This is a genomic window from Allobosea sp. GW823-FHT01F03 (genome assembly GCF_058798075.1).
Map to the genome: position 1 here is coordinate 1656224 of NZ_CM179505.1, position 25730 is coordinate 1681953.

The following is a 25730-nucleotide window of genomic DNA, read 5'->3' on the forward strand; positions in this document are numbered from 1 at the left end:
ATGCCGGTGATCGAGAGCAGGCTGCGCGGCGGGGCCGAGCAGGACGAGCGGCGGGCCGCTTATGCAGGGCTGGTCGAGACCTTGCGCGAGCGGCATGGACGGGTGCTGGCCGGCGGCGGCGAGAAGCTGCAGGCGCGCCATCGCGAGCGCGGCAAGATCCCGGTGCGCGAGCGCATCGACCTGCTCGTCGATCCGTTCTCGCCCTTCCTGGAATTGTCGCCACTCGCGGCCTGGGAGCTCTATGGCAACGAGGTGCCGGCCGCCGGCATCGTCACCGGTATCGGCATGGTCTGCGGCACGCCCTGCATGATCATCGCCAATGACGCGACGGTGAAGGGCGGCTCCTTCTTCCACGAGACGGTGAAGAAGCATTTGCGGGCGCAGGAGATCGCCTTCGAGAACCGTCTGCCCTGCCTCTATCTCGTCGATTGTGGCGGCGCCTTCCTGCCCGAGCAGGACCGGGTCTTTCCCGACCGCGACCATTTCGGCGGCAGCTTCCTGCAGCAATGCCGGATGTCGGCTTCCGGCCTGCCGCAGATCTCGGCGGTGTTCGGTGGTTGCACGGCGGGCGGCGCCTATATCCCGGCGCTCTCCGACGAGGTGGTGATGGTGCGCGGCACCGGTCGCATCCATCTCGGCGGTCCGCCGATCGTCAAGGCGGCGATCAACGAGATCGTCGATGGCGAGACGCTGGGCGGGGCCGAGATGCACACCCTCGTCTCCGGCGTCAGCGACTATCTCGCCGAAAGCGAGTTCGAGGCGATCGCCAAGCTGCGCGACATCGTCGGCGCGCTGAACTGGCCGCCGGCGCCGCGTCCGCAGCCGCGCCCGGCGGGCCCGCCGCTCTACGATCCCGCCGAGATCGAGGGCATCGTCGGTACCGATCTGAAGCAGCCCTTCGACGTGCGCGAGGTGATCGCCCGCATGGTCGATGGCAGCGTCTTCGAGGCCTTCAAGCCGGATTATGGCGCGACCCTGGTCACCGGCTTCGCCCATATCCACGGCCAGCCGGTCGGCATCCTCGCCAATAACGGCGTGCTGTTCTCCGAAAGCGCGCTGAAGGGCGCGCATTTCATCGAGATCTGCGACCAGCGTCGGATTCCGCTGCTCTTCCTGCAGAACATCACCGGCTTCATGGTCGGCACCGAGGCCGAGCGCGGCGGCATCGCCAAGCATTCGGCCAAGCTCGTCTATGCCGTCTCGAACGCCCGTGTGCCGCGCTACACGGTGATCATCGGCGGCTCATATGGCGCCGGCAATTACGGCATGTGCGGCCGGGGCTTCCAGCCGCGCTTCCTCTTCGCCTGGCCCAATGCCCGGATCGCGACGATGTCGCCGGAGGTCGCGGCGACGGTGGTGACCGAGCTACGGCGCTCCAGCCTGACGCGCGGCGCCGCCGACGAAAGCGAGATCGACAGGGTCGACCGGGCGACGCGGGCGCAGTTCGAGGAGCAGAGCACGCCCTATTACGCCACCGCCCGGCTCTGGGACGACGGCATCATCGAGCCGGCCCAGACCCGCGACGTGATCGGGCTCTGCCTCGCGCTCGCCGCGCGCGAGGTCGAGCTGCCCGGGCATCGCCCCGTCTACCGGATGTGACCCAGATGATCGGCTCTCTTCTCGTCGCCAATCGCGGTGAAATCGCCGTGCGGATCATGCGCACCTGCCGGCGCCTCGGCATCCGCACCGTCGCCGTCTTCTCCGATGCGGATCGCGATGCGCTCCATGTCGCATGCGCCGACGAGGCGGTGCGCATCGGCCCGGCTGCGGCGCGCGACAGCTATCTGCGCGCCGAAGCGATCATGGAAGCGGCAGCGCGCAGCGGCGCCGAGGCGATCCATCCCGGTTACGGCTTCCTCTCCGAGAAGCCGGATCTGCCGCTGCTCTGCCGGGAGGAAGGACGCATCTTCGTCGGGCCATCCGCCGAGTGCATCACCGCCATGGGCCCGAAGATCGGCTCGAAGCTGATCGCCGAGCGGGCCGGCGTGCCGAGCGTGCCGGGCTATGCCGGCGAGGACCAGTCGAACGCCGCGCTCGCCGAGGCCGCGGCGCGGATCGGCTATCCCGTGATGATCAAGGCCTCGGCCGGCGGCGGCGGCAAGGGCATGCGCCGGGTGTTCCAGGCGGCGGAGCTCGTGCCGGCGCTCGACATGGCCCGCGCCGAGGCGCAGGCCGCCTTCGGCGATCCAACGCTGCTGATCGAGAAGCTGGTGCTGCGCCCGCGCCATCTCGAAGTGCAGGTCGCGGGCGACAAGCATGGCAATGTCGTGCACCTGTTCGAGCGCGACTGCTCGGTCCAGCGCAACAACCAGAAGGTGCTGGAGGAGGCGCCGGCGCCGAACCTCGCCCCGGTGATCCGGGCCAAGCTGCTGGAGCGCGGCGTCGCGCTCGCCCGGACCATCGGCTACGACAATCTCGGCACCGTCGAATTCATCCTCGAGGACGGCTTCGACGAGCCCTGGTTCCTGGAGATGAACACCCGTCTCCAGGTCGAGCACCCGGTGACCGAGGCGATCACCGGCTATGATCTCGTCGAATGGCAGATCCGGATCGCGGCCGGCGAGCGCCTGCCGGCGCTGCAGCACGAAATTCGTGAGAGCGGTCATGCGATCGAGGCCCGGATCACCGCCGAGCGGGCCGATCAGGGCTTTCGTCCCGATGCCGGCCGGATCGAGGGGTATCGTGAGCCCGGCGCGATCCGCATCGACAGCGGCGTACGCATCGGCTCGGAGGTGACGCTGTTCTACGATTCGCTGCTCGCCAAGGCGATCGCCGCCGGGAGCGACCGGGCCGAGGCCTGCGCCCGGCTGGCGGCAGGCCTGCGCGATTTCGCCATTCTCGGCCCGGCGACGACGCTGCCCTTCCTGGCCGATGCCGTCGAGCACAAGCTCTTCGCCGAGGGCCGGGCGACGACACGCTTCATCGAGGAGGCCTTCCCGGAGGGCTGGGTGGCCCGGCGGCCGCACCACCGTCTGGCGCGCGCCGCCGCCGCCTTGCTCTGGCTCGCGCGGCAGGAGGCGGCGCGACCCGGCGGCGATGCCTGGGCCGGGCTGTCCGGTTTCCGCGTGCTGGCGCCGGCGGGCGGCCTCGCCACCAGCCATCTCGTCGCGAGCGAGGAAGGCAAGGCGACGCGGCTGGAGGTTCGGGCCCTGCCGGACGGCGGGCGTGCGGTTCGCGACGAGGACGGTGAGATCGTGCTCATCCTGCACAGCGGCGGCGAGAGTTTCGAGGTCACCTGCGAGGGAAGGTTGTTGCGCGGCAGCCATGCCGTCGCGGATGGAGGCGTCAGGCTGATGCTCGACGGCGAGAGCTTCGATTTCAGCCTCGCGAGCGCGACGCGGATCGCAGCCGGCGCCAATGGCGCCTCGTCGGGATCGGGTGCCGTCAATGCCTCGATGCCGGGCGTGGTCGCAGAGGTCAGGATCGTCGCGGGCGAGCGGGTCGAGGCCGGGCAGGTCGTCGTCGTGCTCGAATCGATGAAGCTGTTCACCTCGCTGGCCGCCGAGATCGCCGGGGTCGTCTCGGATGTCGCTTGCCGGACCGGCGAGACGGTTTCTGCCGGCAAGCGACTGGTGCTGATCGAGCCGGCGGGCTGAGCGGCGCGCCGGCCCGGCCCTCACAGGCTCAGTTGCTCGCCGGAGCCGTCAGCAGCGTGGCGGTGTCGAGCAGGCCGCGGCGGCGCGCCGCCTCGGACGGCGTCAGCGCGGCGGCATTGCGCGCCTGCCGGTCCGCACCTGCCGCCAGCAGGAGTTCGGCGAGGTCGGCGGCGCCGGCGTCGTCATCGGGCAGGCAGAACAGTGGCGGATCGCCGGAGCGCGTCGGAGCGTTGGCGAGCCCCGGGGCTTCGGCGAGCAGCGCCTCCAGCCGCTCGCCCTCGCCGGCGCGGCAGAGCGCACCGATGTCGCGGCTGCGGGCGGCGAGCAGCGCCTGTGCGGCGCTCGCGCCCTGATGATGGGCCCAGCCGAGCGGCGTCGCGCCGAAACGGTGCTCCACCGGATCGATCTCGGCGCCGGCCGCGAGCAGCAAGGCGATGATCTCGACTGCGTCGGCGCCGGCCGCCTCGTGCAAGGCGCGCACGCCGTCGCGGCTTTCGGCATCGGGGGACAGGCCGAGGCCGAGCGCCAGGGCGGTGATTTCGGGACGGCCCTGGCGGATGGCGACCTGCATCGGGCCGGGATCGAGACGAAACTCGGGATGCGCTTGCAGCAGCCGGCTCGCCTCGACGTCGTCGGCACGGGCGATGGCGGCGATGAAGGCCTCGCGCTCGCCGAGTTCGACCGGGGCGGCGCCGTGATCGAGCAGAAGCGTGACGAGGTCGTCGCGGCCGTCGAGCAGTGCCTGCCTGACCAGGCTGTGCTTCGTGTGGGCATCGACCGCGTCGGCATGCGCGCCATGGGCGAGGAGCCAGGCGGCGCGCCGGGGCTGGCGCGGCACGGCATTGCCGAGCAGGTAGTCGAGTGGCGGCGCCGGCAGTTCGCGGATCGGCTCGTGCCAGCGGCCCTGCTGACCGCGCTTTGCCGTTTCGTCCCAGAAGAGTTCGAGCCAGAGCGTCGCGTCGGCGCCGAGCGAATTGTTGTAGAGCGCCTGCCCGTCGAGCGGATCGGCTCCGTGGGCGATCAGCAGCGGCACTAGCCCCTCTGCTTGCGGATGGGCCGGCTGGCCGTTCTCACCGCCGCCGACGGCGCCGGTCAGGGCGGTGAAATGGTTGCTGCCATCACTCCAGAAGCCGTTGGCGTCTGCGCCATGCGCGAGCAGGAGCTCGGCGATCCCCAGCGCATTCGCTGCCGCCGCGTGGTCCGGAAGCCGGGTGAAGGCGAGGCGGAGCAGCGGCGTCCAGCCGTCGAACGCGCTCCGGTCGGTCGCGAGAGCGGGATTCTCTGCCAGGAATGCGCCGATGGCGGCGAGGTCATGGGCGGCGACGGCAGTGTGGATGCTGTCGCGGGCGATTTCGGGGTGGCGTTCGAGTAGGTGCAGGGCAAGCGCGCCGCGGGCAGGGCGGTCGGCCTCATAACCTCCCCATTGCTGCGTGCCGGGCCGGACGCCATAGCGCAACGCCGATTTTTCCAGGAATAGCGCGACGACCGCCGCCTTGCCGCGCGCCGCGAGCTCACGGGCCGCGAGTTCCTGCTTCAGCGCCGCCCAGCTGGCGAAGCCGTATTCGCGGGCGAGGGCATGCTGGACCTCGCGCAGCTTCGGCAGGCGGGTCTGGTTCTGGGCGTGCCAGCGGGCGAGGGCTGCGCCGTCGCCGGCCTCGATCTCCTTCAGCCAGCGTTTGGCCTGGCGGCGGATGGTTTCGAGGTTCGAACGGGGTGTGAGCTCGCGGACGGACAAGGACATGGTTCTTCCTTCCGGAAAGAGCCTGATGTCCGCTTCACAGGCCGGAAGAAAGCGATGGTGAGATGCGCTCTAGCCGATTTGGGTGGGAGCAGGCTCCCTTGCCGCGGACAGGTGGCGCCCCATGCGCTCTGCGGCGATGAGAAACGCATGGCAGCGGGTAAGTCAATGCGATGGCTTGCTCCACCGTCATGCTCGCCCTTGTGGCGAGCATCCACGTCTTGAACACTGCCTCGATCAAGGAAGGCGTGGATGGTCGGCACAAGGCCGACCATGACGACAGGGGCTCACTTTGCCCGCTTCGCCCCGACGAGCTCGTCCCATTTGCGGAAGGCGACGACCATCTTGTCGGGCTTCAGCGGCAGCTCGATCGGGTTGTTGGCGATCAGGTCGGCATATTCCGGCCGGCCGAACTCGGCGATGACCTTCTGGCTCGCCTCCGGCGCCAGCGAGAGCGGTACGTTCCTCACCGCAGGACCCGGATAGAGATAGCCCTCGTCATAGGAATAAGCCTGCATCTTCGGCGTCAGCACATGGGCCATGATGTCGAGCACGACGGCGAGGCGATCGTTCGGGACGCCCTTGGGCACGCACATGAAGAAGGCGTCCGAGACCCAGTGGAAGCCCTTCAGCGTCTGGATCCTGGCTTCCTTCGGCACGATGCCGAGCGCGCGGGGATTGATGTCCCAACCGGTGGTCGAGATGATGATGTCGCGCGAGCCGTCGCCGAACTCCTTCATCGTCGCGCCGGTGCCGGCCGGATAGTACTCGATGTACTGGCCGAGCTCCTGGAGATAGGCCCAGGTCTTGTCCCAGCCATTGACCGGGTCCTGCGGGTCCTTGTCGCCGAGGATATAGGGCAGGCCCATCATGAAGGTGCGGCCCGGGCCGGAATTGGTCGGGCGGGCATACATGAACTTGTTCGGGTTGGCCTTGGCCCAGGCGAGCAGCTCCTCGGCGGTGGTCGGCACGTTCTTGACCCTGTCCGGCATGTATTCGAGCAGCGGGCCGGAGGGGTAGTAGTTGACGACGACGCCGAAGCCGTCGCCCTGCGCCTTGTGCAGGTTGAGCGCCGCCGGCTCGTAATTGGCCTCGATATTCGGGAACTTGTCGGAGAAATCGGGCAGGATCTTCTGCCAGAGCTTCTGCTCGAGGCCGGCGGCGAGGCCGTCGCTGCCGGTCAGGATCAGGTCGAGATCGACCCGCCCGGCATCCTGCTGCGCCTTGAGCTTGCTGGCGAGCTCCGGGGCGGGTGCCTTCACGAAGGCGATGCGCGAGACCAGCTTGGGATTGGCGGCGCGGTAATCCTCGAACGCCTTCTGCATCAAAGCGAGCGCGCCGCCGACATCCATGATGCTGATCACGACCGGGCTCGTCGGCAGCGGCGGCGAGGCCGCGAAGGCCGGGCCGCCGGCGGCGACCGCCGCGAGACCGCCGAGCACGGTGCGGCGGCTGATGGCATTGAAATCCTCGGTCATCGCGTTCCCCTGTTATTGCTATGGCGTCTTGCTAAGGCGTCGCGGCGGCTCAAGGCCGGCGTTCGTAACGGCGCTCGGCATCGCCGATGCGGATCCGCTCGACGAAGAGGCCATCCGACCATTCAACCGCGCCTTCGGCAAGGGTGATGCCATGCGCGTCGAGCGCTGGCCGGATTGCGGCGAGCGGATGGCGCGAGGCCATGGCGAGTGCGTCATCGGCGGTGGCGATACCCCAGGCGACGAGATTGCGCACCGCCTGGTCGAGGCAGAGCGCCGAGCCGGCGAGCAGGCCTTCGCCTTGGCGGACCGAGCCATCGGCGGTGAGATCGACCGCCATGCCGGCGAAGTGATAGCGGCCGATGGGGGCCGCGGCGGCGACCACAGCATCGGTGACCAGGATCGAACGTTCGAAGCCCTTGGCCCGGATCAGCGCCTTTAAGGCCTTGGGATGGAGATGGATGCCGTCGGCGATGAAGCCGGCCATCAGCCGGTCCTCGGCGAGCTGGGCGAAAACCGGGTTGGCGAGCTTGTGCAGGCTCTGCGGCAGGCCGTTGCCGAGATGGGTGGAGAGGCTGAGCCCGGCATCGGCGGCCGCAGCGACCACGTCGAAATCCGCCGCGGAATGGCCGATGGCGACGATCTTGCCGGCCTCGGCCAGCGCCTTCGTCAAAGCGAGGGCGCCTTCGCGCTCGGGGGCCAGAGTCACCATCAGGATCGGGCGGGTCAGGTCGCGCTCCAGCCCGCTGACGAGGTCGAGCTTGGCCGCGGTCATCGCCGCAGGCGGATGGCAGCCATGATAGCCCGGCGCGGGGTTCAGGAACGGGCCTTCGAGATGATAGCCCGGGCACATCAGCGGCCCGAGCCGGCTCTGCGACACCGCGGCGTCGAGCGCCCGGAAGCGCTCCTGCAATTCGTGCGGATGGGCGGTGATCAGCGTCGGCAGGCAGAAGGCGACGCCGGTCTTGAGCATCGCCTCCAGCGCCCGGTCGAGATCGGCCGCGGTGATCGCGGGATCGTTGAAATCGACCCCGCCGAAGCCGTTGACCTGGAGGTCGATGAGACCGGGCGAGACGGGCATCGCCGTCTCAGCCCTGCTTCAGCAGCGAGGCGGCCGCCGGATCGATGAACATCACGGTATTGGCGTGCCGGCGCAGGATCGAGGCCGGGTACTGTGGCGAGATTTCGCTTTCGAGCGCGTGCTGGACCGCCTTGGCCTTGCGGGTGTCCGAGACCGACAGGATGATCAATTCGCTCTTCAGGATCTGGTGCACGCTCATCGAGATCGCACGCTCCGGCACGGCTTTGAGGCTCTCGAACCAGCCTTCTCCGAATTGCTGGTTGCGACAGGCTTCGTCGAGCGTGACGACGATATAGGAGTCTTTCGTCTCGAAATCGGCCGGCGGATCGTTGAAGGCGAGATGGCAGTTCTCGCCGATGCCGGCGAAGCAGAGATCGATGCGCCGACCGGCGATCAGGGCGTTGAGGCGGCCCGTTTCGGCCTGCGCGTCGCCCTCGCCATTGACCGGCACGAAGGTCACCTTGCCGCCGAGCGGGGCGACGAAGCGCTCCTGCAGATAGCGCCGGAAGCTCGCCGGATGCGATACGGGCAGGCCGACATATTCGTCGAGATGGAAGGCGGTGACCTTTGACCAGTCGATGCCTTCGGCGGCGACGAGGTTCTGCAGCATCTCGAACTGGCTGGCGCCGGTGGCGACGATGATATTCGCTTCGCCATGACGGGCGATGGCGGCGCGGATCGTCTCGGCACCGAGTGCCGCAGCCTGCCGGCCGAGCTCCTGCTTGTCGGGGGTGATGCGGATATCGATCATGCTGCTCCTGCCCGGCACGACTATGGCGGTCGCCATCTGGGATACTACCATCCCAGCTGTCAGCCTAGCATGGGCGCGGGGCTATGCACCTGTCGCGAAGGCATGGCGCCGCAGCTTTTCGCGGGGCTTGCGCGCACAGGTTCGCAGCCAGCCAACGCGGTCTTTGACCACATCTGCGGCGACCCGATCCAGATCGGCCCGCGGCATGGATGGGCGGAGCGTGCACTCGCGCATAATAGCGGTCAGACTGCCGCTGAACCTCCTTCAAGGCGTGCAAGGACCTCATCCAACGTCAGGCGATACCACTTATTGTCGTGCACGAGATGGAATGTATCGCCCTTGCCATCGATCCAGGGCTGATACGGCAGCGTGCCCTCGGAGAGGCTGATCGTCGACATCGGCTAACCTGGCTCAGCGCTCGGTGATCTTGAACTCGACGCGGCGCCTGCCGCTGGCGATGGATGGCAAGCTCTAGCACAGCCGTGCCGGAAGGCATCGGCGGCCGGCGTGGGTGGTTCGTTCCCGCCGGCATGACGGGGGCCTTCCAAGCCCGCCAGCCCGCCAGAGCGTGGTCCGCTCCGTGATGTTCCGCGCAGGCTCCGTCAAAGATCGGATGTTAAACATCGGATGAATGATTGCAGGTGGTCCCGCGCTGTGCGAAAGAGCTGACACGAAGCCAACAAGGCGAAGTCAGGGAGGCGGAATGCGGCGTGGCGTGAAGCCCGGCAAGATCGGTGCGATCGTCGCCCATCTCGGCGCAGCGATCGTGCGTGGCGAGGTCGCTCCCGGCGCGGCGCTGCCGCCCGAGCACGAGCTCGAGGCGCGTTACCAGGCCGGGCGCGGGGTGGTGCGCGAAGCCGTGAAGATCCTGGCCGCCAAGGGGTTGGTCAGCGTACGCCCGCGCCATGGCACCCATGTCCGCCCCGCACATGACTGGTCGATGCTCGACCGCGACGTGCTCGGCTGGCTGCGCGGCGGCGACGGCCTCGGCAACGAGATCCTGCTGGCCCTCGACGAGACCCGCGCCATCATCGAGCCGGCCGCCGCGGCGCTGGCGGCCGAGCGGGCGACGGCGGAGGACTGCGCCCGGATCGAGGCTGCTCTCGCCGCGATGGAGCGCGGGCAGGACGATCCGGCCGCCGCGATCGCTGCCGACAAGGCGTTCCACCTCGCCATCATCGACGCCACGCACAATCCGATCCTGCGCAGCTTCCGCGGCGTGATCGACACCATTCTGAGCGCGCTCTTCGACATCACGGTCGGCGTCTTCGCCGGCAATCTCGCAAATCATGCGGCCGTGGCGCAGGCGATTTCCGCCCGCGACCCCGCAAAGGCGCGCCGGGCGATGGAAGAATTGCTCGGCTACACCCAGCAACACCTCCTCTCCGGCAGCCTGAAGCCGGCGCGAACCGAGAACGACAAACCCTAGGGAGAACGAGATGAAACTGAAGAGCCTGATGATGGCGGCCGCCCTCGCGGCCACGAGCTTCTCGGCGAGCGCGGCCTGGCCCGAGCGCCCGATCACGCTGGTCGTGCCCTGGGCCGCCGGCGGCGGTACCGACGCGGTGGCGCGCATGGTCGCTGCCGGACTCGAGAAGGAACTCGGCAAGCCGGTCAACGTCGTCAACCGCACCGGCGGCGGCGGTGTCGTCGGCCATACAGAAATGGTCAACGCCAAGCCGGACGGCTACACGATCGGCCTCGCCACGGCGGAGGTCACGACCTTCTACTGGTCGAACACCGCCCCCTTCACCTATGAGAAGCTGACGCCGATCGCGCTGGTGAACTTCGATTCCGCCGCCTTCAACGTCGCGGCGAACTCGCCCTGGGGCGATCTGCGCGCCGCGCTCGACGACATCAAGAAGCAGCCGGTCGGCAAGTACAAGCTCTCCGGCATGGCTGCCGGCGCCGCCTATCACCTCGCCTTCGCGGGCCTGCTCCAGCTCGAGGGCATCGACCCCAAGGCCGTCGTGGTGGTGCCGAGCCAGGGCGCGGCCCCGGGCTTCCAGGAACTGGCCTCGGGCGGCGTGCAGATCGTCCCGTCCTCGCTGCCGGAAGGCAAGCCGATGTTCGATGCCGGCCGGGTCAAGTCGCTCGCCGTGATGTCGAAGGAGAAGATCGGCGCCTTCCCGGCCGTTCCGACCGTCAAGGACGCGATCGGCAAGGACTACGAGGGCGGCACCTGGCGTGGCCTCGCGGCGCCGGCCGGAGTTCCGGCCGAGATCACCGCCAAGCTGGTCGAGGCGGCCGACAAGGTCGCGAATTCCGAGGAATACAAGAAGTTCCTCGCCGAGCGCGGCTTCGGCCATGCCTATGCCAAGGGCCCGGCCTTCGGCGAGTTCCTCGCCACGCAGCACAAGAACAATGGCGAGATCATGGGCGCGCTCGGCCTGCGCCTGCGCCAGTAGCAGCGAGACTCGCTCGCCTTATTCCTTGCGGAGCGCCGTCCCGGCGCTCCGCTCGCTCATCCGGGCAAATGCGCATGAAGTTCAATGATCTCGTCGCCGGGCTGATCTTCCTGGTGGTCGCCGGCCTCTTCGCTGCCGGCTCCTGGAACCTGCCCAATCCGTCGCAGCAGCCGCTCGGCCCTTCCGCCTTTCCGCTGATCCTCGCCGGCTTCCTGGTGCTCTGCGCCACGCTGCTCGCCTGGCAGGGCGCCCGCGCGCCCGAGCGTGGGCCGGCGCTGGCGCTGGCCGACTGGGCGCGGAGCCCCGTTGCGCTCGTCAGGCTCCTGCTCGTGCCCGGCGCGGTGCTGTTCTACGTGTTTGCCTCGGAAGCGCTCGGCTTCCTGATCGCCGGGTCGGTGATCCTGGCCGTACTCTTCCTCGCCGGCGGCGTCCGGCCAAAGCTCGCCGTGCCGCTCGCGCTCGCCGCCGCGCTGGTGATGCATTCGATCTTCTATCTCGGCCTCGGGGTGCAATTGCCCTGGGGGCTGCTCGAACCCGTGCGCTGGTGAGACCATGCTCGACGCTTATGTGACCGCGCTGGGGATGGTGCTCGATCCCTATGTGCTCTTCGTCATCACCGCCTCCGCGATCTACGGCCTGGTCGTCGGCTGCATTCCCGGCCTGTCGGCGACGATGGCGACGGCGCTGCTGGTACCGCTGACCTTCTTCATGCCGCCGGTGCCGGCGATCGCCGCGATCGTCACCACCTCGACCATGGCGATCTTCTCCGGCGACATTCCAGGCTGCCTGCTGCGCATTCCCGGCACGCCGGCCTCGGCGGCCTATGTCGAGGATTCCTACAAGATGACCCAGCGCGGCGAGCCGGAGCTCGCGCTCGGCATCGGGCTCTGGTTCTCGGTTCTGGGTGGGCTCTTCGGCACGGCGGTGATGATGGCGGCGGCGCCCGCGATCGCCGATTTCGCGCTGGGCTTCGGCTCGGTCGAGTTTTTCTGGATCGTCATGCTCGGGCTCGGCGGCGCCGTGTTCATCGGTTCCTCGACGCCGCTCAAGGCCTGCATCGCGCTGCTGCTCGGGCTGATGATCGCCATGGTCGGCATGAACAATCCGGCCGGCCAGCCGCGCTTCACCTTCGACTCCACCGAGATGCTCGGCGGCGTCTCGCTGATCCCGATGATGGTCGGCATGTTCGCCTGCTCGGAGGTGATGCGCCACATGATCGCCGATGGCAGCGCGCCGCAGATCAAGATCAAGAAGATCGGGCCGATCTTCGCCAATATGTGGCGGCTGACCAAGCAGTACCCGGTGCAGCTCCTGCGCGGCAGCGCGCTCGGCACGGTGGTCGGCATCCAGCCGGGAAGCGGCGCCGACATGGCGGCCTGGATGTCCTATGCGATGAGCAAGCGCTTCTCGCAGGAGCCGGAGAAGTTCGGCACCGGCCATCCGGAGGGGCTGATCGAAGCCGGCGCCTCGAATAATTCCTCGCTCGCCGGCGCCTGGATCCCGGCGCTGGTCTTCGGGATTCCCGGCGATTCGATCACCGCCATCGCCATCGGCGTGCTGATGATGAAGAACATGGCGCCGGGGCCGACGATCTTCGTCAGCAACCCGCAGAACGTCTATGCGCTCTTCCTCGTCTTCGTCATCGCCAATCTGATGATGCTGCCGCTCGGCTGGGCGATCATCAAGGTCGCTTCGAAGGTGCTGACGGTGCCGCGCAAAGTCCTGATGCCGATCATCCTGGTCTTCGCCATCCTCGGCTCCTACGCGATCAACAACTCGCTGTTCGATGTCGGGCTGATGCTGGCCTTCGGCGTGCTCGCCTTCGTGATGGAGGAGAACGGCTTTCCGGTCGCGCCGGTGATCCTCGGCGTGGTGCTCGGGCCGCTGCTGGAGGAGTATTTCATCAACTCGATGATCAAGTCCGATGGCAGCCTGCTCGGCCTCGTCGACCGGCCGATCGCCGCGGTGCTGGCGACGGTCACGATCGGCATCGTCGCCTGGACGATCCTCGCCTCGGTGCGGGGCGGGCGGCGCCGCGAGGTCACGGCGCAGGACCTGTAGGGACAGGTCGCTCCTGCTCGCGCTGCCCGGCGTCGCGCAGCGCAAGAGGACGGCACCGGATTTGTAGCGCCCGCAGGCCCAGCCTGCGGGCGCTTTTTTCGGGTGGGAGGATCAGGTTCCGGAAAGGCCCTTGAGATCTGCCGGCTCCGGGGCTACAGGCCTGCCATCGGCAGAAGGAAGTTTATGCGCAGAGGCCTCGTCTGAACCGCATCCAGCGGTGTCATCAGCCCCCCAAGGGGCTTCTCTGCTTGCATTCCGATCTGCGGAAACATCATGAAAAACCTGGAAACCACGATCCGCGCCTATGAGGCGTCGACGGATCTCGAAACGCTGTCGGCCATCTGGTTCGCAGCTTCGCTTCTGGCCCACCCCTTCATCGGCGAGGAGCGCCTGCGTGAGCAGCGCGTCCTGATCGAGACGAAATATCTCCCCGAGGCGGAGACCTTCGTGGCCTGCCGCGCCGGAGAGCCGGTCGGTTTCGTCAGCCTCCTCGACAACTTCATCGGCGGGCTGTTCGTCGCGCCCGGCCAGCAGGGGCATGGCATCGGCAGGACCCTGGTCGCCCATGCGCTGAAGCTGAAGGGCGAGCTCGTGCTGGAGGTCTATACCGGCAACGTCCAGGCCCTTCGCTTCTACGAGGCCCTCGGCTTCGAGGAGCAGTCGAGAAGGGCGCAGGACGATGAGGGCCTGCCGTTCGAGAACGCGCAGCTGCGCCTGAAGGCCTGAAGGCCTGAAGGCCTGAAGGCCTGAAGGCCCGGCCGGGCGTCGCTCTGCCTTTCCTCGCGAATGCGGCCCCGGCCGCATTCGTTTCCGGTGCGCCTCAGCGCTCGGTGATCTTGAACTCGATGCGGCGGTTGCGGCGCCAGGCCTCGTCATTGTTGGCGACGTCGAGCGGCTGGAACTCGCCGAAGCCGGTTGCGGCGATGCGGTCGGCCGGGATGCCCTTGGTGATCAGATACTCGACCACGGCGACGGCACGCGCGGTCGAGAGATGCCAGTTCGAGGGGAACTGGGCCGAGCGGATCGGGCGGTTGTCGGTATGGCCGTCGACGCGCAGGATCCAGGGAATGTCCGGCGGCATCTCGCTGCCGAGATCGGCGATGATCGTGCCGAGCTTGTCGAGCTCGGCACGGCCTTCCGGCTTCAGCACCGCCTGACCGGCATCGAAGAAGACCTCGGACTGGAAGACGAAACGGTCGCCGACGACGCGGATGTCGGGCCTGGTGCCGAGCACCTGGCGCAGCCGGCCGAAGAAGTCGGAGCGGTAGCGCGCCAGCTCCTGGACGCGCTGGGCGAGGGCGACATTGAGCCGCGAGCCGAGCTCGGCGATGCGGGTCTGCGATTCCTTGTCCTTGGCCTCGGCGGCACCGATAGCCTCCTCCAGGGCGGCGAGCTGGCGGCGCATGGCGAGGATCTGCTGGTTGACCAGCTCGACGGTGGCCTGAGCCCGCGCCGAAAGCTGCTTCTCGGCTTCGAGCGCCTTCTGGCTCTCGGCGAGCTGCGCCGGAGCCTTGCCGTTGACGCTGTCGAGCATGCCCTGGATGCGGCTGCGCTCGGCCTGCTCGGTGGTCAGGGTCGACTGCAGCAAAGCGAGCGAATCCTTGGCCTCCTTGCCGGCGGCGCGCTCCAGCGCCAGCAGGTCGGTGAGCTCGGAGAGCTGGCGGTTCAGCCGGTCGAGCACCGTGTCCTTGCCGGAGATTTCCTGCGACAGGAAGAACTGGCCGAGGACGAAGACCGAGAGCAGGAAGACGATGCCGATCAGCATCGTCGAGAGCGCATCGACGAAGCCCGGCCAGAAATTGACGTCCTCGCGGCGATGGGAGCGGGACAGGGCCATGCGCTAGCTCCTTGCGGTCAGAGCCGGCCAGGACCGGAGAACCGGGCCGGGCTCATGGCTCGGTCACCGTGTCGGCGGTCAGGCGTTCGATCAGGCGCTTCAGATCCTTTTCGCGGGCGGCCTGCGCTTCGACCCAGTCGCGAATCAGCTGCTGCTCGGAACGCATGTGTTGGACGAGGCCCTGGATGCCTTCGGCCAGATTGGTCATGGCCTGCGCCGCGGCGCGGCTGTTGGCGCCGTCCTGGATCGCGGCATGGAGCTTGTCGAAGCGCTCGCCGAGGCCGTCGAGGCCGGCACTGGTGCTCGTGGCGGTGCTGGCGCCGAGATAGCCCTCGATCTCGTTGCGGAAGCGGCGCTGGGCCTGCGCGACCTGGAGTTCGAGGAAGCCCAGCACCAGCGAGCCGGCGATGCCGAACAGCGAGGACGAGAAGGACAGGCCCATGCCCGCCAGCGGCGCGGCGAGGCCGGCCTTGAGCTCGTCGAACAGGACGCCGGCCTCGGCACCGGTGCGCAACGACTTGATGACGTTGCCGACGGAGGACACCGTGTCGAGCAGGCCCCAGAAGGTGCCGAGCAGGCCGAGGAAGACGAGCAGGCCGGCGAGATAGCGCAGGACCTCGCGGCCGTCGTCGAGCCTGACGGCGATCGATTCGAGCAGGCTCGCTGCCTGGTCGGAGGCGAGGCTGCGCCGTTGCAGTGCGGGCAGCACCGCGGCGAGCGGGCTGATCACCTGCGAGCGGCGAAGTGCGGCGTCCGCCGGGCTGGCGGCGAGCCGCGTCGCGGCGCGCGCCTCGCTGTCGATGCGCCAGAGCTCCCGCAGCGCGATCAGCACGCCGACCAGCAATGCGCCGACGATCAGGCCGTTCAGGCCCGGATTGGTCATGAAAGCGGAACGCAGACCGCCCTGGAGGATGAAGACCAGGAAGCCGATCAGCGCCAGGAATACCAGCGCCCGGACGAAGTAGCGCAAGGGCCGCGAGAAGCGGAGCGTTTCGGAATGCAATGCGGGCATCGGCGCCGCAGCCGCATCCTCCCGCGCCACGGCCTCTGGGGCCGCTTCGTCATTGGCCATGCGTGGTATTCCGTTCCGTTTCTCCGCCCTTGGCAATGTCGCCTCCCGCCACGCCGGGATCAAGCGCGAATGCGGTCTACCCCGCCTCAGACCACCGTTTTGAGGGCGGCGCGCAGCGCGGGCTCGCCGGCTTCATTGCCGCAGATCACGTCATGGGCCGAAGTCGGCTGCTTGCCGTCGAGCGTTCCGAAGGTGCCGCCGGCTTCACGGACCATCACCGCCGCCGCGCCGAAATCCCAGGTGTTGAGGCCGCGCTCCCAATAGGCGTCCATGCGTCCGGCAGCGACATAGGCGATGTCGAGCGCGGCCGAGCCCATGCGCCGGACATTGGCGAAGCGCGGCATCACCGCCGCCAGTTCGCGCAGGAAGAGCGGGTGGCCGCCCTTGCCGATATGCGGCACGCCCATGCCGATCAGCATCTCGGACGACTCGCGGCGGCCGGAGACACGCATGCGGCGGTTGTTGACATAGGCGCCCTTGCCCTTCTCGGCGATGAAGAGCTCGTCCTTGGCGGCATCGTAGACCACGCCGGCGATGAACTGGTTGTCGCGCTCCAGGGCGACGGAGATGTTCCAGTGCGGAATGCCGCGCAGGAAGTTGTGGGTGCCGTCGAGCGGGTCGATATGCCAGCGATTGCTCTCGTCGGTGCCGACGACGACGCCACTCTCCTCCATGACGAAGCCATAGCCCGGCCGGGCCTTCTCCAGGGCGGCGCGCAGGATCTCCTCGGCCTTGTGGTCGGCCTTGGAGACGAAGTCGCCCGGGCCCTTGGCCAGGACCTGCAGGTTCTCGACCTCGCCGAAATCGCGCTTCAGCGAACGCGACGCCTTCATCACGGCATCGGTCATCACGGTCATCAGCGGGGAACGGATCATCTTACGAACCTCAGGGCGCGCCGGGGGCGGCAGAACGGGAGTGGCTATCAAAGAGCGGGCAGTTGGCGCCGGTCGGGTGGCGCGAATTCCGCCGTCACTTGCTCGGTTGGCTCGGCGTCGTCAAGGCCGTGGCCTCGATCCGGTCGGCGGCGAGGCGGGCGACGCGGGCGAGTTGCTCCGGGGAGAGCCGCTCCAGCACCTCGTCCAGCGTCGCATCGGCGAGGCCCTGGCCGCGGGCCGCCAGATGCCAGGCCGCGGCCTCGGCGAGGTCGGGCGGCACGGTGCGGCCGAACTGGTAGAGCTTGGCCAGCCGGTTCTGGGCGATGGCGTTGCCCTTGTTGGCGGCGCGGATGAACAGCCGCGAGGCGGCGCGCTCATCCTTGGCGACGCCGTCGCCATTGAACAGCATGATCGCGTATTCGACCTCGCCGGCGACATTGCCGCTGGCGGCCGCCTTGGCCATCCATTGCGCCGCCTTCTCCGCATCGGCGGGAACGCCGCGGCCGATCTTGTGGAGCACGGCGAGCGCATGCATGGCGTCGCCGATCCCGGCATTGGCGGCGATGCCGAGCGAGGCGAGCGCACGCTTGTCATCGGCCGGCTGGCCGGTGGCGAGCAAGGCCAGAGCGAGATTGTAGTTCGCGGCCGGGTGGCCGGCGGCGGCGGCCTTCTCGAGCAGGGTGCCCGCCTTGGCGGAGTCGCGCGGCACGCCCTGGCCCTCAAGCGTCGCCATGCCGAGGGCGAAGATGGCGTTGATGTCGCCCCTTTCGGCGGCGAGCCGGTACCAGTCGGCGGAGGTGGCCGGGTCAAGCCGGATGCCGAGGCCCTGGCGGTAGATCTCGCCGAGCAGCGTCATCGCAGCAGCGTCGTTCGGATTGGTTTCGAGCCGCTTCAGCGCTTCGGTCTGGGCGCGGCGATAGTGACCGGCCTGATAGGCGCCATAGGCGAGGTCGGGCTCCGCCGCCCGGGCCGGCAGGGCGATCGCCAGCGCCAGCAAAGCGAGGCGCAGCCTCATCGAGCCTCCTTGCGCGCGGCATGTGCGGCGATCGCCGCATCGGCGGCGGCGACCTCGGCGCGGATATCGACCCCCTCGGCGAAGAGCCACGCGCCCAGAGCCAGGAATTCGGCGCCGGTCTCGACCAGCGCGGGCACCGACTCGGCGTCGGGCGCATAGGCGATGCAGGGTGTCTCGAAGATCTCGGCCCACCAGGAGGCGCGCTCGAGCACTGCGGGGAGCGGCGGCAGCGAGCCGTCCGGCCGCGGCTCGCCGAACATCACATAGTCGACCCCGGCCTCGCCGGCATCCATCGCGTCATGGCGCGAGCGCAGGCCGCCGACGCCGATGATCCGCTCCTGGCGCAGGCTGGAGCGGGCTTCGGCGATCGCCTCGATGCCCTCGGTGACATGGACACCGTCGGCGCCGCCGCGGCTGGCGACCTGGGCCGAGGCTTCGACCACGAGCGCGACGTTCTGCGCCTGCACCGGCGGGGCCAGTGCCTTGACGCGCTCGGTCAGGCTGCGCTCGTCGCCGGGCGCGAGCCGCAGCAGCACGGCCGCGACATCGCCGCCGGCGAAGGCCTGCATCAGGCGAAAGGAGATCGCGCCGGGGTCGAGGACCGGGGGCGTGACCAGCATCAGACGGGTGCGGGGCGGTTGTGTGCTCATGATCGGCTGCGCAAACGGCCCGCGACGTGGTCCAATGTCAAGACCGCGAGGCCGGCGACGAGACTCCAGAAGGCCGAGCCGACGCCGAAAAGCGACAGGCTCGAGGCGGCGACGGCGAAGGTGACGACCGCGGCGAAGCGCTCCTTGTCGCTGCCCATCGCCTGGCCGAGCGCGCCGGTGAGCGAGCCGACGAGGCCGAGTCCGGCGACGGCGATGATCAGCGCCTTCGGCATGGCGAGGATCAGCGCCAGCAAGAGGCCGGCGGTGGCGGCGATGGCGAGCCAGAAGAAAGCGTACCAGATTCCGGCCTTCCAGCGCTCCTTCGGGTCGGGATGGGTATCGGCGCCGGTACAGATCGAGGCGCTGATCGCCGCCATGTTGACCATATGGGCGCTGGTCGGCGCGGTCAGGAACGACATCAGCCCGGTGACGAACAGGCAGGAGGCGGTCGGCGGATGATAGCCGGAGGCACGCAGCACGGCGAAGCCCGGCAGGTTCTGCGCGGCCATGGTGACGAGATAGAGCGGTATGCCGATGCCGAGGATCGCCGTCAGGTCGAGATGCGGGGCGATCAGCTCGATATGGGTCAGCGCGACCGACCCGGCCGGCAAGGTCGCGGTGCCGGTGGCGAAGGCGAGCGCGAGGCCGGTGCCCAAGGCCGCGATGACGCCGAGGAACGGGTTCCATAGCCGCGCCAGCAGGAAGACGACGAGCAGGGGCAGCACCAGCGCCGGCTGCAGGCGCATCTCGTCGAAGACGGCGACGACGAAGCGGAAGATCACGCCGGCCAGCATCGCGGCGGCGATGCTCATCGGAATGCGCTCGACCAGCGCGCCGAGCGGGCGGAAGGCGGCGGTCGCCATCATCAGCGCAGCGGCGGCAAGGAAGGCGCCGACGGCCGAGGCCATGTCGACGCCGCTCGCAGCCGCGATCAGCGCGGCGCCCGGCGTCGACCAGGCGCAGATGATCGGCATGCGGTGCCGCCAGGACAGGATGAGGCTGGCGAGCCCCTTGGCGATGGCGAGACCGGCGAGCCAGGAGACGGTCTGGCCGGGCGTCGCGCCGAGCGCCTGCGCCGCCGCCAGCACGACCGCGACCGAGGCCGCATAGCCGACGAAGACCGCGACGAGGGCCGAGAAGAGCTGCGACATCGGCGCGCCCTTACGAATCCCAGGCGGTCGGCCAGGTCTCGGCGAGCTCGGGACCGATCCTGACCGCCGAGACGAATTTGGCGAGGCCGCTGACATCGTCGGTCTCGACGGCGATGCCGGAGAGCGTGCCCTGGCCGAGCGCGGCCTCGAGCCTGGAGCCCGGCGTCTTCTGCAGGAAGCGGCGGATCGACTCGTCCTTCTGCATGCCGAGGATCGAATCATAGTCGCCGCACATGCCGGCATCGGACTGATAGGCCGTGCCGGCGGGCAGGATGCGGGTGTCGGAGGTCGGGACATGGGTGTGGGTGCCGACGACGAGGCTGGCACGGCCATCGAGGAAATAGCCCATGGCCAGCTTCTCGCTGGTCGCCTCGGCGTGGAAGTCGACGACGATCGCATCCGCGACGTCACGCAGCGGGCAGGCGGACAGCTCGCGCTCGACCGCGGCGAAGGGATCGTCGAGCGGGTCCATGAACAGGCGGCCCATGACATTGACGACGAGGACGCGGGCCCCGTTGCGCGCCTCGACCACGGCGGCGCCGCGCCCGGGCGTGCCCGGCGGGTAGTTGGCCGGGCGGATCAGCCGGGGCTGGCGCTCGATGAAGACCAGCGCCTCGCGCTGGTCCCAGGAATGGTTGCCGAGGGTGATGACGTCGGCACCGGCGGCGAGGATCTCGTCGCAGATCGCCTCGGTGATGCCGAAGCCGCCGGCGGCGTTCTCGCCATTGATGACGACGCAGTCGAGATTCCAGCGCTGGCGCAGGCCGGGGAGGCGGTCCAGCACGGCCTGGCGGCCGGCGCGCCCGACGATGTCGCCGAGGAAGAGTAGACGCATTGTCGGGGTCTCTGTGGCAGCAGCGGTCGCTTTCACTGCCGCGATTGCGTCGGCAAATCAACCGCTGCGCCGCTCAGGCGCAGCGTATGGTTTCGTTCTCGGTGACGATCCAGTCGAGGCTGCGGTCATGCGGTTCGTCGGGGACGGCCGGGATTTCCTGCGCGGCATAGCCGATGCCGACCGTGGCGAGGGGGCGCAGCTCGGTGATGGCACGGTCGTAATAACCCTTGCCGTAGCCGATGCGGAACCCGCGCCGGTCGAAGGCGGCGAGCGGCACGATCAGCACGGCCGGCCGGAGCTCGGCCTCCGAAGGCTGCGGCACCAGCGTGCCGAAACCGCCGGGGACGATCGGCTCCCAGGGGGCCCAGCGCCGGAAATGCATGCGCCCGGCGACGATCGCCGGCAGGCAGAGCGGCAGGCCGCGCTCATGCAGCGCTTCGAGAATCGGGCGCGGATCGGCTTCCGAGCGCATCGGCCAATAGGCCGAGACCGGGCCTTCCGGGAAAGCCGGCAGCGCCAGCACCCGCTCGGTGATGGCCTCGTCCCAGATCAGCCGGTCGTCGAGCTCGAGCGCGTCGCGCCGGGCCAGGGCCTCGGCACGCAGCTTGGCCTTGCGGGGGGAGGGGGCGGGAGAGGTGGCTTCGGTCATGGACAGTGCGGAGCCACCTCGGCCGTGGAGATTTCGATCCCGGGACACCTACAAAGTAGGTGGGCGCCGTGTGTCCGGGTCCAGGGACCCGGTCAGGGACAGCTCCCTAGGGAGTCGTATGGGCCCGGGAATACATGACTCTCACGCACCAGGCAGCCCCGCCCCGCCAAGGTAAGGCGCATGTCGGCAAAGCGCCAGAGGGTTCATGTGATCGCCCGAGAAATTATGCGGCACTCCACCGCGAACCCTCATCCTGCGAGACGCCGCCTCGTGCTCGCCCCTCAGGATGAGGGCGCTGCCGGGTGTGTGCCTCAGGCCCCCCGCGCCAGCCCGTGGCGGATCACCCGATCGATCAGATCGGGATAGGCGATGCCGCTGGCGGCGAGCGCTTTCGGGAACATGCTGATATCGGTGAAGCCGGGGATGGTGTTGATCTCGTTGACCAGCGCGCTGCCGTCCGGGCGCAGGAAGAAGTCGACGCGGGCCATGCCGTCGCAGCCGAGCGCATGGAAGGCGCGCTTCGCCAGGGCCTGGAGCTTCGCGATCGTCTCCTGCGGCAGATTGGCCGGCACCTCGACCCGGGCCCCGTCCTCGTCGATATATTTGGCCTCATAGGTGTAGAAGCCATGGCTCGCGGCGGCGGCGATCTCGCCCGGCAGCGAGACGATGGTCTCGCCATCGGCCTGTTCGAGGACGCTGAGCTCGATCTCGCGGCCTGCGATGAACTCCTCGACGAGGACGACGCGGTCGTGGCGGAAGGCCTCGGCGAGCGCGGCCGCGAAGCTCTCCGCGCTCGTCGCCTTGCTGACGCCGACCGAGGAGCCCTGCCGAGCCGGCTTGACGAAGAGCGGCAGGCCGAGCGCTTCGGTGGCCTGTTCGAAGCTCGGCATCTCGCCCGGCCGGGCGGTGAGCGAGCGGGCGACGCCGAGTCCGGCCTCGCGCAGCAGCCGCTTGGCGATGTCCTTGTCGAGCGCATTGGCCGAGCCGACGATGCCGCAGCCGGCGAGCGGGACGCCGGCGACCGCAGCCAGTCCCTGGACCGAGCCGTCCTCGCCGTCGAGACCGTGCAGCACCGGGAAGAGCACGTCGATCTTGGGCAGGGCCTGCGGCGCGGCGCCATCCTGCAGGCGCAGCAGGCGCCCGCCACCGCCGGGCAGCAGGCAGAGCTCGGGGCCGCCCTGCGGGATCGGATCGGGCAGGACCCCGTTCTCCAGCGCGAGCTCGCGCCACTGGCCGGCCTTGGTGATCAGGATCGGCACGACGTCGTATTTCGCTTTGTCGATCGCCTTCACCACATTGGCGGCGGACATCAGCGAAACCTCGTGCTCGGCGGATTTGCCGCCGAGGAGAATTGCCACCCGGACCCTGTCGCTCATCATCATCGCCTTCATCGACTCGTTCAGCTCCCGAGCCTCAGTCCGGGATGATTGAGGAATTGCAAAGGCGGCGGTGCCGCCGCGATGATGGCTTGATCAGCCCGCCGCGGTCGGAAGCAGGCTGCGCGCCACGCCCTCGATGCGCTCGGCCGCCGCTTCGAGCGCATCGGCCGCGCGCTGCTCGATCTCGCCGGCGCGCTGGTCGGCCGAGCCGGCGTGGCCCTGCAGCGAAGCCAAATGGTCCTCCAGCCTTGCGACCTTTTTCTGCAACTCGCTGACCTCGTCGGCGACCATCAGCGCGGCCATGACATGCAGGCGCATATCGCCGATCTCGCCGAAAGCCTGACGCATCTCCTCGATCTTGCCGTCATAGAGGCGGGCGAGATTCTCCAGATGGGGCTCCTCGCCCTCGCCGCAGGCCATCCGGTAGGCCTTGCCGGCAATGGTGACGTTCACCTGCGGCATCTCTGCTCTTTCTTCAGCTTTCAGCGTCGTCCGGCGCTTCGGCGCGCGCGATCATCTCGTGCAGGGCCGTCATCGCCTTGTCGAGCCGACGGTCGACCTCTTCGGCAGCGCCCTGGACATGGCCGAGCTTCGCCATGGTGCCGTCGAGCTCGACGGCGAGGCGGGCACGGTCGTCCTGCATCAGCGTCAGCTCGGTTTCGAGATTGGCACGGCCGCGCTCGGCCTCGAGCCGCCGGCGGGCGGCCGCTTCGAGCTGGCCGAGCGCGCCTTCGAGGCGCGACAAGGCGTGATCCAGTGCCGGAGACGCCACGTTTCTTCCTTTTCAGGCCGGCGCAAGCCGGCTCAACCGATTCGGGAGCCTAGTGCATGTCGCCGCACCCCGAAAGGCCGACCTTGGCCCGGAAACGCCTCTAAGGCTCTGAAGCGCCGGGCGATTCACAGGAATTCCATGCCGTGCGCTAGCCGCTACCAGTCCGGGAAGCGGTGGATTGCGCCAAAATCGCCTGGGCGGTTCGAATTGACTCCGCTCGCGGCGAAGGCATATCGAACGCGCGCCTTTTTCCGCAACCGTTTCCCGCTCGCCGGCCCGTTTTCACGCGCGAGCGGACGTCCTGCCCCCCGGAGTGAGCCAATGACGATGCCCGCGATCGACCGCGCCCAACACGAGCGGCTCGCCAACGCCATTCGCTCGCTCTCCATGGATGGTGTCGAGCAGGCCAAGTCCGGCCATCCCGGCCTGCCGATGGGCGCCGCCGACATCGCCGCGGTGCTGTTCTCGCGCATCATGAAGTACGACGCGGCCGCGCCGTCCTGGCCCGACCGCGACCGCTTCGTGCTCTCGGCCGGCCATGGTTCGATGCTGATCTACGCGCTGCTCTATCTGACCGGCACGGGCGGCCTCGGGCTCGACGACCTCAAGAAGTTCCGCCAGCTCGAATCGAAGACCCCGGGGCATCCCGAAAACTTCATGACCAAGGGCGTCGAGACCACCACCGGCCCGCTCGGCCAGGGGCTCGCTACCGCGGTCGGCATGGCGATGGCCGAGCGCATGCTCGCCGCCGAGTTCGGCAAGAAGCTGGTCGACCACAAGACCTATGTGCTGGCTTCCGACGGCGACCTGATGGAGGGCATCAGCCAGGAGGCGATCGCGCTCGCCGGCCACCACAAGCTCAACAAGCTGATCGTGCTCTGGGACGATAACGGCATCTCGATCGACGGGCCGCTGTCGATTTCCGATTCGGTCGATCAGGTCGCCCGCTTCAAGGCCTGCGGCTGGAAGTCCGAGCGCGTCGACGGCCATGATCCCGATGCGATCGAGGCGGCGATCCGCCGCGCCCAGAAGTCGAACAAGCCGACCATGATCGCCTGCAAGACGGTGATCGGCTTCGGCGCGCCGAAGAAGGCCGGCACCTCCAAGGCCCATGGCGAGCCGCTCGGCGCCGAGGAACTCGCCGCCGCCAAGAAGGCGCTCGGCATCACCGGCGGACCGTTCGAGGTCGCCGCCGACGTGCTCAAGGCCTGGCGCGATCTCGGCGCCGCCGGCGCCGCGGCGCATAAGGAATGGCAGGGGCTGCTCGCCGGCCTCTCCGAGCGCAAGCGCGGCGAATTCGAGCGCCGTCTCGGCCTGACCCCGCCGGCCAAGCTCGGCAAGGCGGTCATCGCCCACAAGAAGGCGCTCGCTGCCAATCCGCAGGCGGTCGCGACCCGCAAGGCCTCGGAGCTGGCGCTCGACGCGATCGTGCCGGTGATGCCGGAGCTGGTTTCCGGCTCGGCCGACCTGACGCCGTCGAACAACACCAAGGCCAAGGGCCTCGAGGACTTCACCCCGAAGACCCCGAAGGGGCGTTATATCCGCTACGGCATCCGCGAGCACGCCATGGCGGCGGCGATGAACGGCATCACCCTGCATGGCGGCTTCCGCACCGCCGGCGGCACCTTCCTGGTCTTCGCCGACTATGCCCGCCCGGCGATGCGCCTCGCCGCGCTGATGGGGCTGCCGGTCGTCTATGTGATGACCCATGATTCGATCGGCCTCGGCGAAGACGGGCCGACCCATCAGCCGGTCGAGCACCTCGCCTCGCTGCGCGCCATGCCGAACATGCGCGTGCTGCGCCCGGCCGACGCGATCGAGACCGCCGAGTCCTGGCAGATCGCGCTCGAGCGCACCGACGGGCCGACCGTGCTCGCCCTGTCGCGCCAGAATCTCGCGCCGCTGCGCCAGGACGGCACGGCGACCAACCGCTCGGCGAAGGGTGGCTACGAGCTGCTCACCGCCGAGGGCGGCAAGGCGCAGGTCTCGCTCTTCGCCTCGGGCTCCGAGGTCGAGATCGCGGTCGCGGCGCGCAAGCTCCTGGCAGAAAAGGGCGTGCGCGCCCGTGTCGTCTCGGTGCCCTCGCTCGAGCTGCTGCTGGAGCAGGACGAGGCGGTGAAGGCGGCGATCATCGGCGAGGCGCCGGTCAAGATCGCGGTCGAGGCGGCGGTCCGCTTCGGCTGGGACGCCGTGGTCGGCGCCGATGGCGGCTTCGTCGGCATGTCCTCCTTCGGCGCCAGCGGCCCCTACAAGCAGGTCTATGCGCATTTCGGCATTACGCCGGAAGCAGTGGCGGAAGCCGCGCTCAAGCGCCATAACGCCTGAGTTTCTGCGGCCGAACCATGCATCCGCCATGGTTTGGCCGATTTGCCCGCACTAATGGCG

24 protein-coding genes and 1 other RNA gene are annotated in these 25730 nt (G+C 68.8%); 8 read left to right on the forward strand and 17 right to left on the reverse strand.

The window, feature by feature from the left end; all coding sequences use genetic code 11:
* Together AC3RCC_RS07745 and AC3RCC_RS07750 are read left to right on the forward strand one after the other, a co-directional pair.
* Positions 1 to 1599 carry an acyl-CoA carboxylase subunit beta gene (locus tag AC3RCC_RS07745; protein WP_492258086.1) on the forward strand — a complete coding sequence of 533 codons (1599 nt, stop codon included), beginning with the start codon at positions 1 to 3 and terminating at the stop codon, positions 1597 to 1599.
* Between the two features lie 5 nt (positions 1600 to 1604).
* A complete protein-coding gene (locus AC3RCC_RS07750; RefSeq protein WP_492258087.1) occupies positions 1605 to 3596 on the forward strand; it encodes an acetyl/propionyl/methylcrotonyl-CoA carboxylase subunit alpha in 1992 nt (663 codons plus the stop codon).
* Between the two features lie 28 nt (positions 3597 to 3624).
* Here the strand turns inward: AC3RCC_RS07750 and AC3RCC_RS07755 are convergent, their stop codons facing one another.
* From AC3RCC_RS07755 to AC3RCC_RS07775, 5 genes are all read right to left on the reverse strand, one after another.
* On the reverse strand, positions 3625 to 5337 hold the full coding sequence (locus AC3RCC_RS07755; protein WP_492258088.1) for an ankyrin repeat domain-containing protein: 1713 nt from the start codon (positions 5335 to 5337) through the stop codon (positions 3625 to 3627).
* A 284-nt stretch (positions 5338 to 5621) separates the two neighbouring features.
* Positions 5622 to 6812, reverse strand: a complete 1191-nt coding sequence (locus tag AC3RCC_RS07760) for an extracellular solute-binding protein (RefSeq protein ID WP_291641708.1) — start codon at positions 6810 to 6812, stop codon at positions 5622 to 5624.
* Positions 6813 to 6861: 49 nt separating this feature from the next.
* A complete protein-coding gene (locus AC3RCC_RS07765) occupies positions 6862 to 7890 on the reverse strand; it encodes an N-acetylglucosamine-6-phosphate deacetylase (protein WP_492258089.1) in 1029 nt (342 codons plus the stop codon).
* A gap of 7 nt (positions 7891 to 7897) precedes the next feature.
* Positions 7898 to 8641, reverse strand: a complete 744-nt coding sequence (locus AC3RCC_RS07770) for a glucosamine-6-phosphate deaminase (protein ID WP_492258090.1) — start codon at positions 8639 to 8641, stop codon at positions 7898 to 7900.
* 242 nt (positions 8642 to 8883) lie between these two features.
* On the reverse strand, positions 8884 to 9039 hold the full coding sequence (locus AC3RCC_RS07775) for a hypothetical protein (protein ID WP_291648278.1): 156 nt from the start codon (positions 9037 to 9039) through the stop codon (positions 8884 to 8886).
* Positions 9040 to 9344: 305 nt separating this feature from the next.
* Here AC3RCC_RS07775 and AC3RCC_RS07780 point away from each other — a divergent pair, with 305 nt between their 5' ends.
* From AC3RCC_RS07780 to AC3RCC_RS07800, 5 genes are all read left to right on the forward strand, one after another.
* Positions 9345 to 10070 carry a FadR/GntR family transcriptional regulator gene (locus tag AC3RCC_RS07780; protein ID WP_492258091.1) on the forward strand — a complete coding sequence of 242 codons (726 nt, stop codon included), beginning with the start codon at positions 9345 to 9347 and terminating at the stop codon, positions 10068 to 10070.
* A gap of 10 nt (positions 10071 to 10080) precedes the next feature.
* Positions 10081 to 11049 (forward strand): tripartite tricarboxylate transporter substrate binding protein, encoded by a 969-nt coding sequence (locus AC3RCC_RS07785; RefSeq protein WP_291648276.1) that lies wholly within the window; start codon positions 10081 to 10083, stop codon positions 11047 to 11049.
* A 74-nt stretch (positions 11050 to 11123) separates the two neighbouring features.
* Positions 11124 to 11597, forward strand: a complete 474-nt coding sequence (locus AC3RCC_RS07790) for a tripartite tricarboxylate transporter TctB family protein (RefSeq protein ID WP_291648274.1) — start codon at positions 11124 to 11126, stop codon at positions 11595 to 11597.
* A gap of 4 nt (positions 11598 to 11601) precedes the next feature.
* Positions 11602 to 13110 (forward strand): tripartite tricarboxylate transporter permease, encoded by a 1509-nt coding sequence (locus AC3RCC_RS07795; protein ID WP_492258092.1) that lies wholly within the window; start codon positions 11602 to 11604, stop codon positions 13108 to 13110.
* A gap of 273 nt (positions 13111 to 13383) precedes the next feature.
* Positions 13384 to 13836 carry a GNAT family N-acetyltransferase gene (locus AC3RCC_RS07800; RefSeq protein ID WP_492258093.1) on the forward strand — a complete coding sequence of 151 codons (453 nt, stop codon included), beginning with the start codon at positions 13384 to 13386 and terminating at the stop codon, positions 13834 to 13836.
* 94 nt (positions 13837 to 13930) lie between these two features.
* Here the strand turns inward: AC3RCC_RS07800 and AC3RCC_RS07805 are convergent, their stop codons facing one another.
* The 12 genes from AC3RCC_RS07805 to AC3RCC_RS07860 form a co-directional block, all read right to left on the reverse strand.
* Entirely contained in the window at positions 13931 to 14947 is a 1017-nt protein-coding gene (locus AC3RCC_RS07805) for a peptidoglycan -binding protein (RefSeq protein ID WP_291641689.1), read from the reverse strand.
* 52 nt (positions 14948 to 14999) lie between these two features.
* Positions 15000 to 15959 carry a flagellar motor protein MotA gene (locus tag AC3RCC_RS07810; RefSeq protein WP_291641721.1) on the reverse strand — a complete coding sequence of 320 codons (960 nt, stop codon included), beginning with the start codon at positions 15957 to 15959 and terminating at the stop codon, positions 15000 to 15002.
* Positions 15960 to 16105: 146 nt separating this feature from the next.
* A complete protein-coding gene (locus AC3RCC_RS07815) occupies positions 16106 to 16894 on the reverse strand; it encodes an inositol monophosphatase family protein (protein ID WP_452117011.1) in 789 nt (262 codons plus the stop codon).
* A 94-nt stretch (positions 16895 to 16988) separates the two neighbouring features.
* Positions 16989 to 17909 (reverse strand): tetratricopeptide repeat protein, encoded by a 921-nt coding sequence (locus AC3RCC_RS07820; protein ID WP_492258094.1) that lies wholly within the window; start codon positions 17907 to 17909, stop codon positions 16989 to 16991.
* The gene (locus AC3RCC_RS07825) at positions 17906 to 18559 is read right to left on the reverse strand and encodes a thiamine phosphate synthase (protein ID WP_492258095.1); all 654 of its coding nucleotides are present in this window, start codon (positions 18557 to 18559) and stop codon (positions 17906 to 17908) included. Before AC3RCC_RS07825 ends, AC3RCC_RS07820 begins: the two co-directional genes overlap by 4 nt.
* Positions 18556 to 19710 (reverse strand): benzoate/H(+) symporter BenE family transporter, encoded by a 1155-nt coding sequence (locus tag AC3RCC_RS07830; RefSeq protein ID WP_492258096.1) that lies wholly within the window; start codon positions 19708 to 19710, stop codon positions 18556 to 18558. Before AC3RCC_RS07830 ends, AC3RCC_RS07825 begins: the two co-directional genes overlap by 4 nt.
* A gap of 10 nt (positions 19711 to 19720) precedes the next feature.
* On the reverse strand, positions 19721 to 20545 hold the full coding sequence (locus AC3RCC_RS07835) for a TIGR00282 family metallophosphoesterase (RefSeq protein WP_291633070.1): 825 nt from the start codon (positions 20543 to 20545) through the stop codon (positions 19721 to 19723).
* A 73-nt stretch (positions 20546 to 20618) separates the two neighbouring features.
* Positions 20619 to 21194, reverse strand: a complete 576-nt coding sequence (locus AC3RCC_RS07840; protein ID WP_291633072.1) for a 5-formyltetrahydrofolate cyclo-ligase — start codon at positions 21192 to 21194, stop codon at positions 20619 to 20621.
* A gap of 6 nt (positions 21195 to 21200) precedes the next feature.
* Positions 21201 to 21356, reverse strand: a non-coding RNA gene (ssrS, locus tag AC3RCC_RS07845) — 6S RNA.
* Between the two features lie 149 nt (positions 21357 to 21505).
* Positions 21506 to 22570 (reverse strand): D-alanine--D-alanine ligase family protein, encoded by a 1065-nt coding sequence (locus tag AC3RCC_RS07850; protein WP_291648260.1) that lies wholly within the window; start codon positions 22568 to 22570, stop codon positions 21506 to 21508.
* 96 nt (positions 22571 to 22666) lie between these two features.
* Positions 22667 to 23035 carry a cell division protein ZapA gene (locus AC3RCC_RS07855; RefSeq protein ID WP_492258097.1) on the reverse strand — a complete coding sequence of 123 codons (369 nt, stop codon included), beginning with the start codon at positions 23033 to 23035 and terminating at the stop codon, positions 22667 to 22669.
* Positions 23036 to 23048: 13 nt separating this feature from the next.
* On the reverse strand, positions 23049 to 23318 hold the full coding sequence (locus AC3RCC_RS07860; protein WP_492258098.1) for a DUF4164 family protein: 270 nt from the start codon (positions 23316 to 23318) through the stop codon (positions 23049 to 23051).
* Between the two features lie 354 nt (positions 23319 to 23672).
* Here AC3RCC_RS07860 and tkt point away from each other — a divergent pair, with 354 nt between their 5' ends.
* The gene (tkt, locus tag AC3RCC_RS07865) at positions 23673 to 25670 is read left to right on the forward strand and encodes a transketolase (RefSeq protein WP_492258763.1); all 1998 of its coding nucleotides are present in this window, start codon (positions 23673 to 23675) and stop codon (positions 25668 to 25670) included.
* Positions 25671 to 25730: the final 60 nt, after the last annotated feature.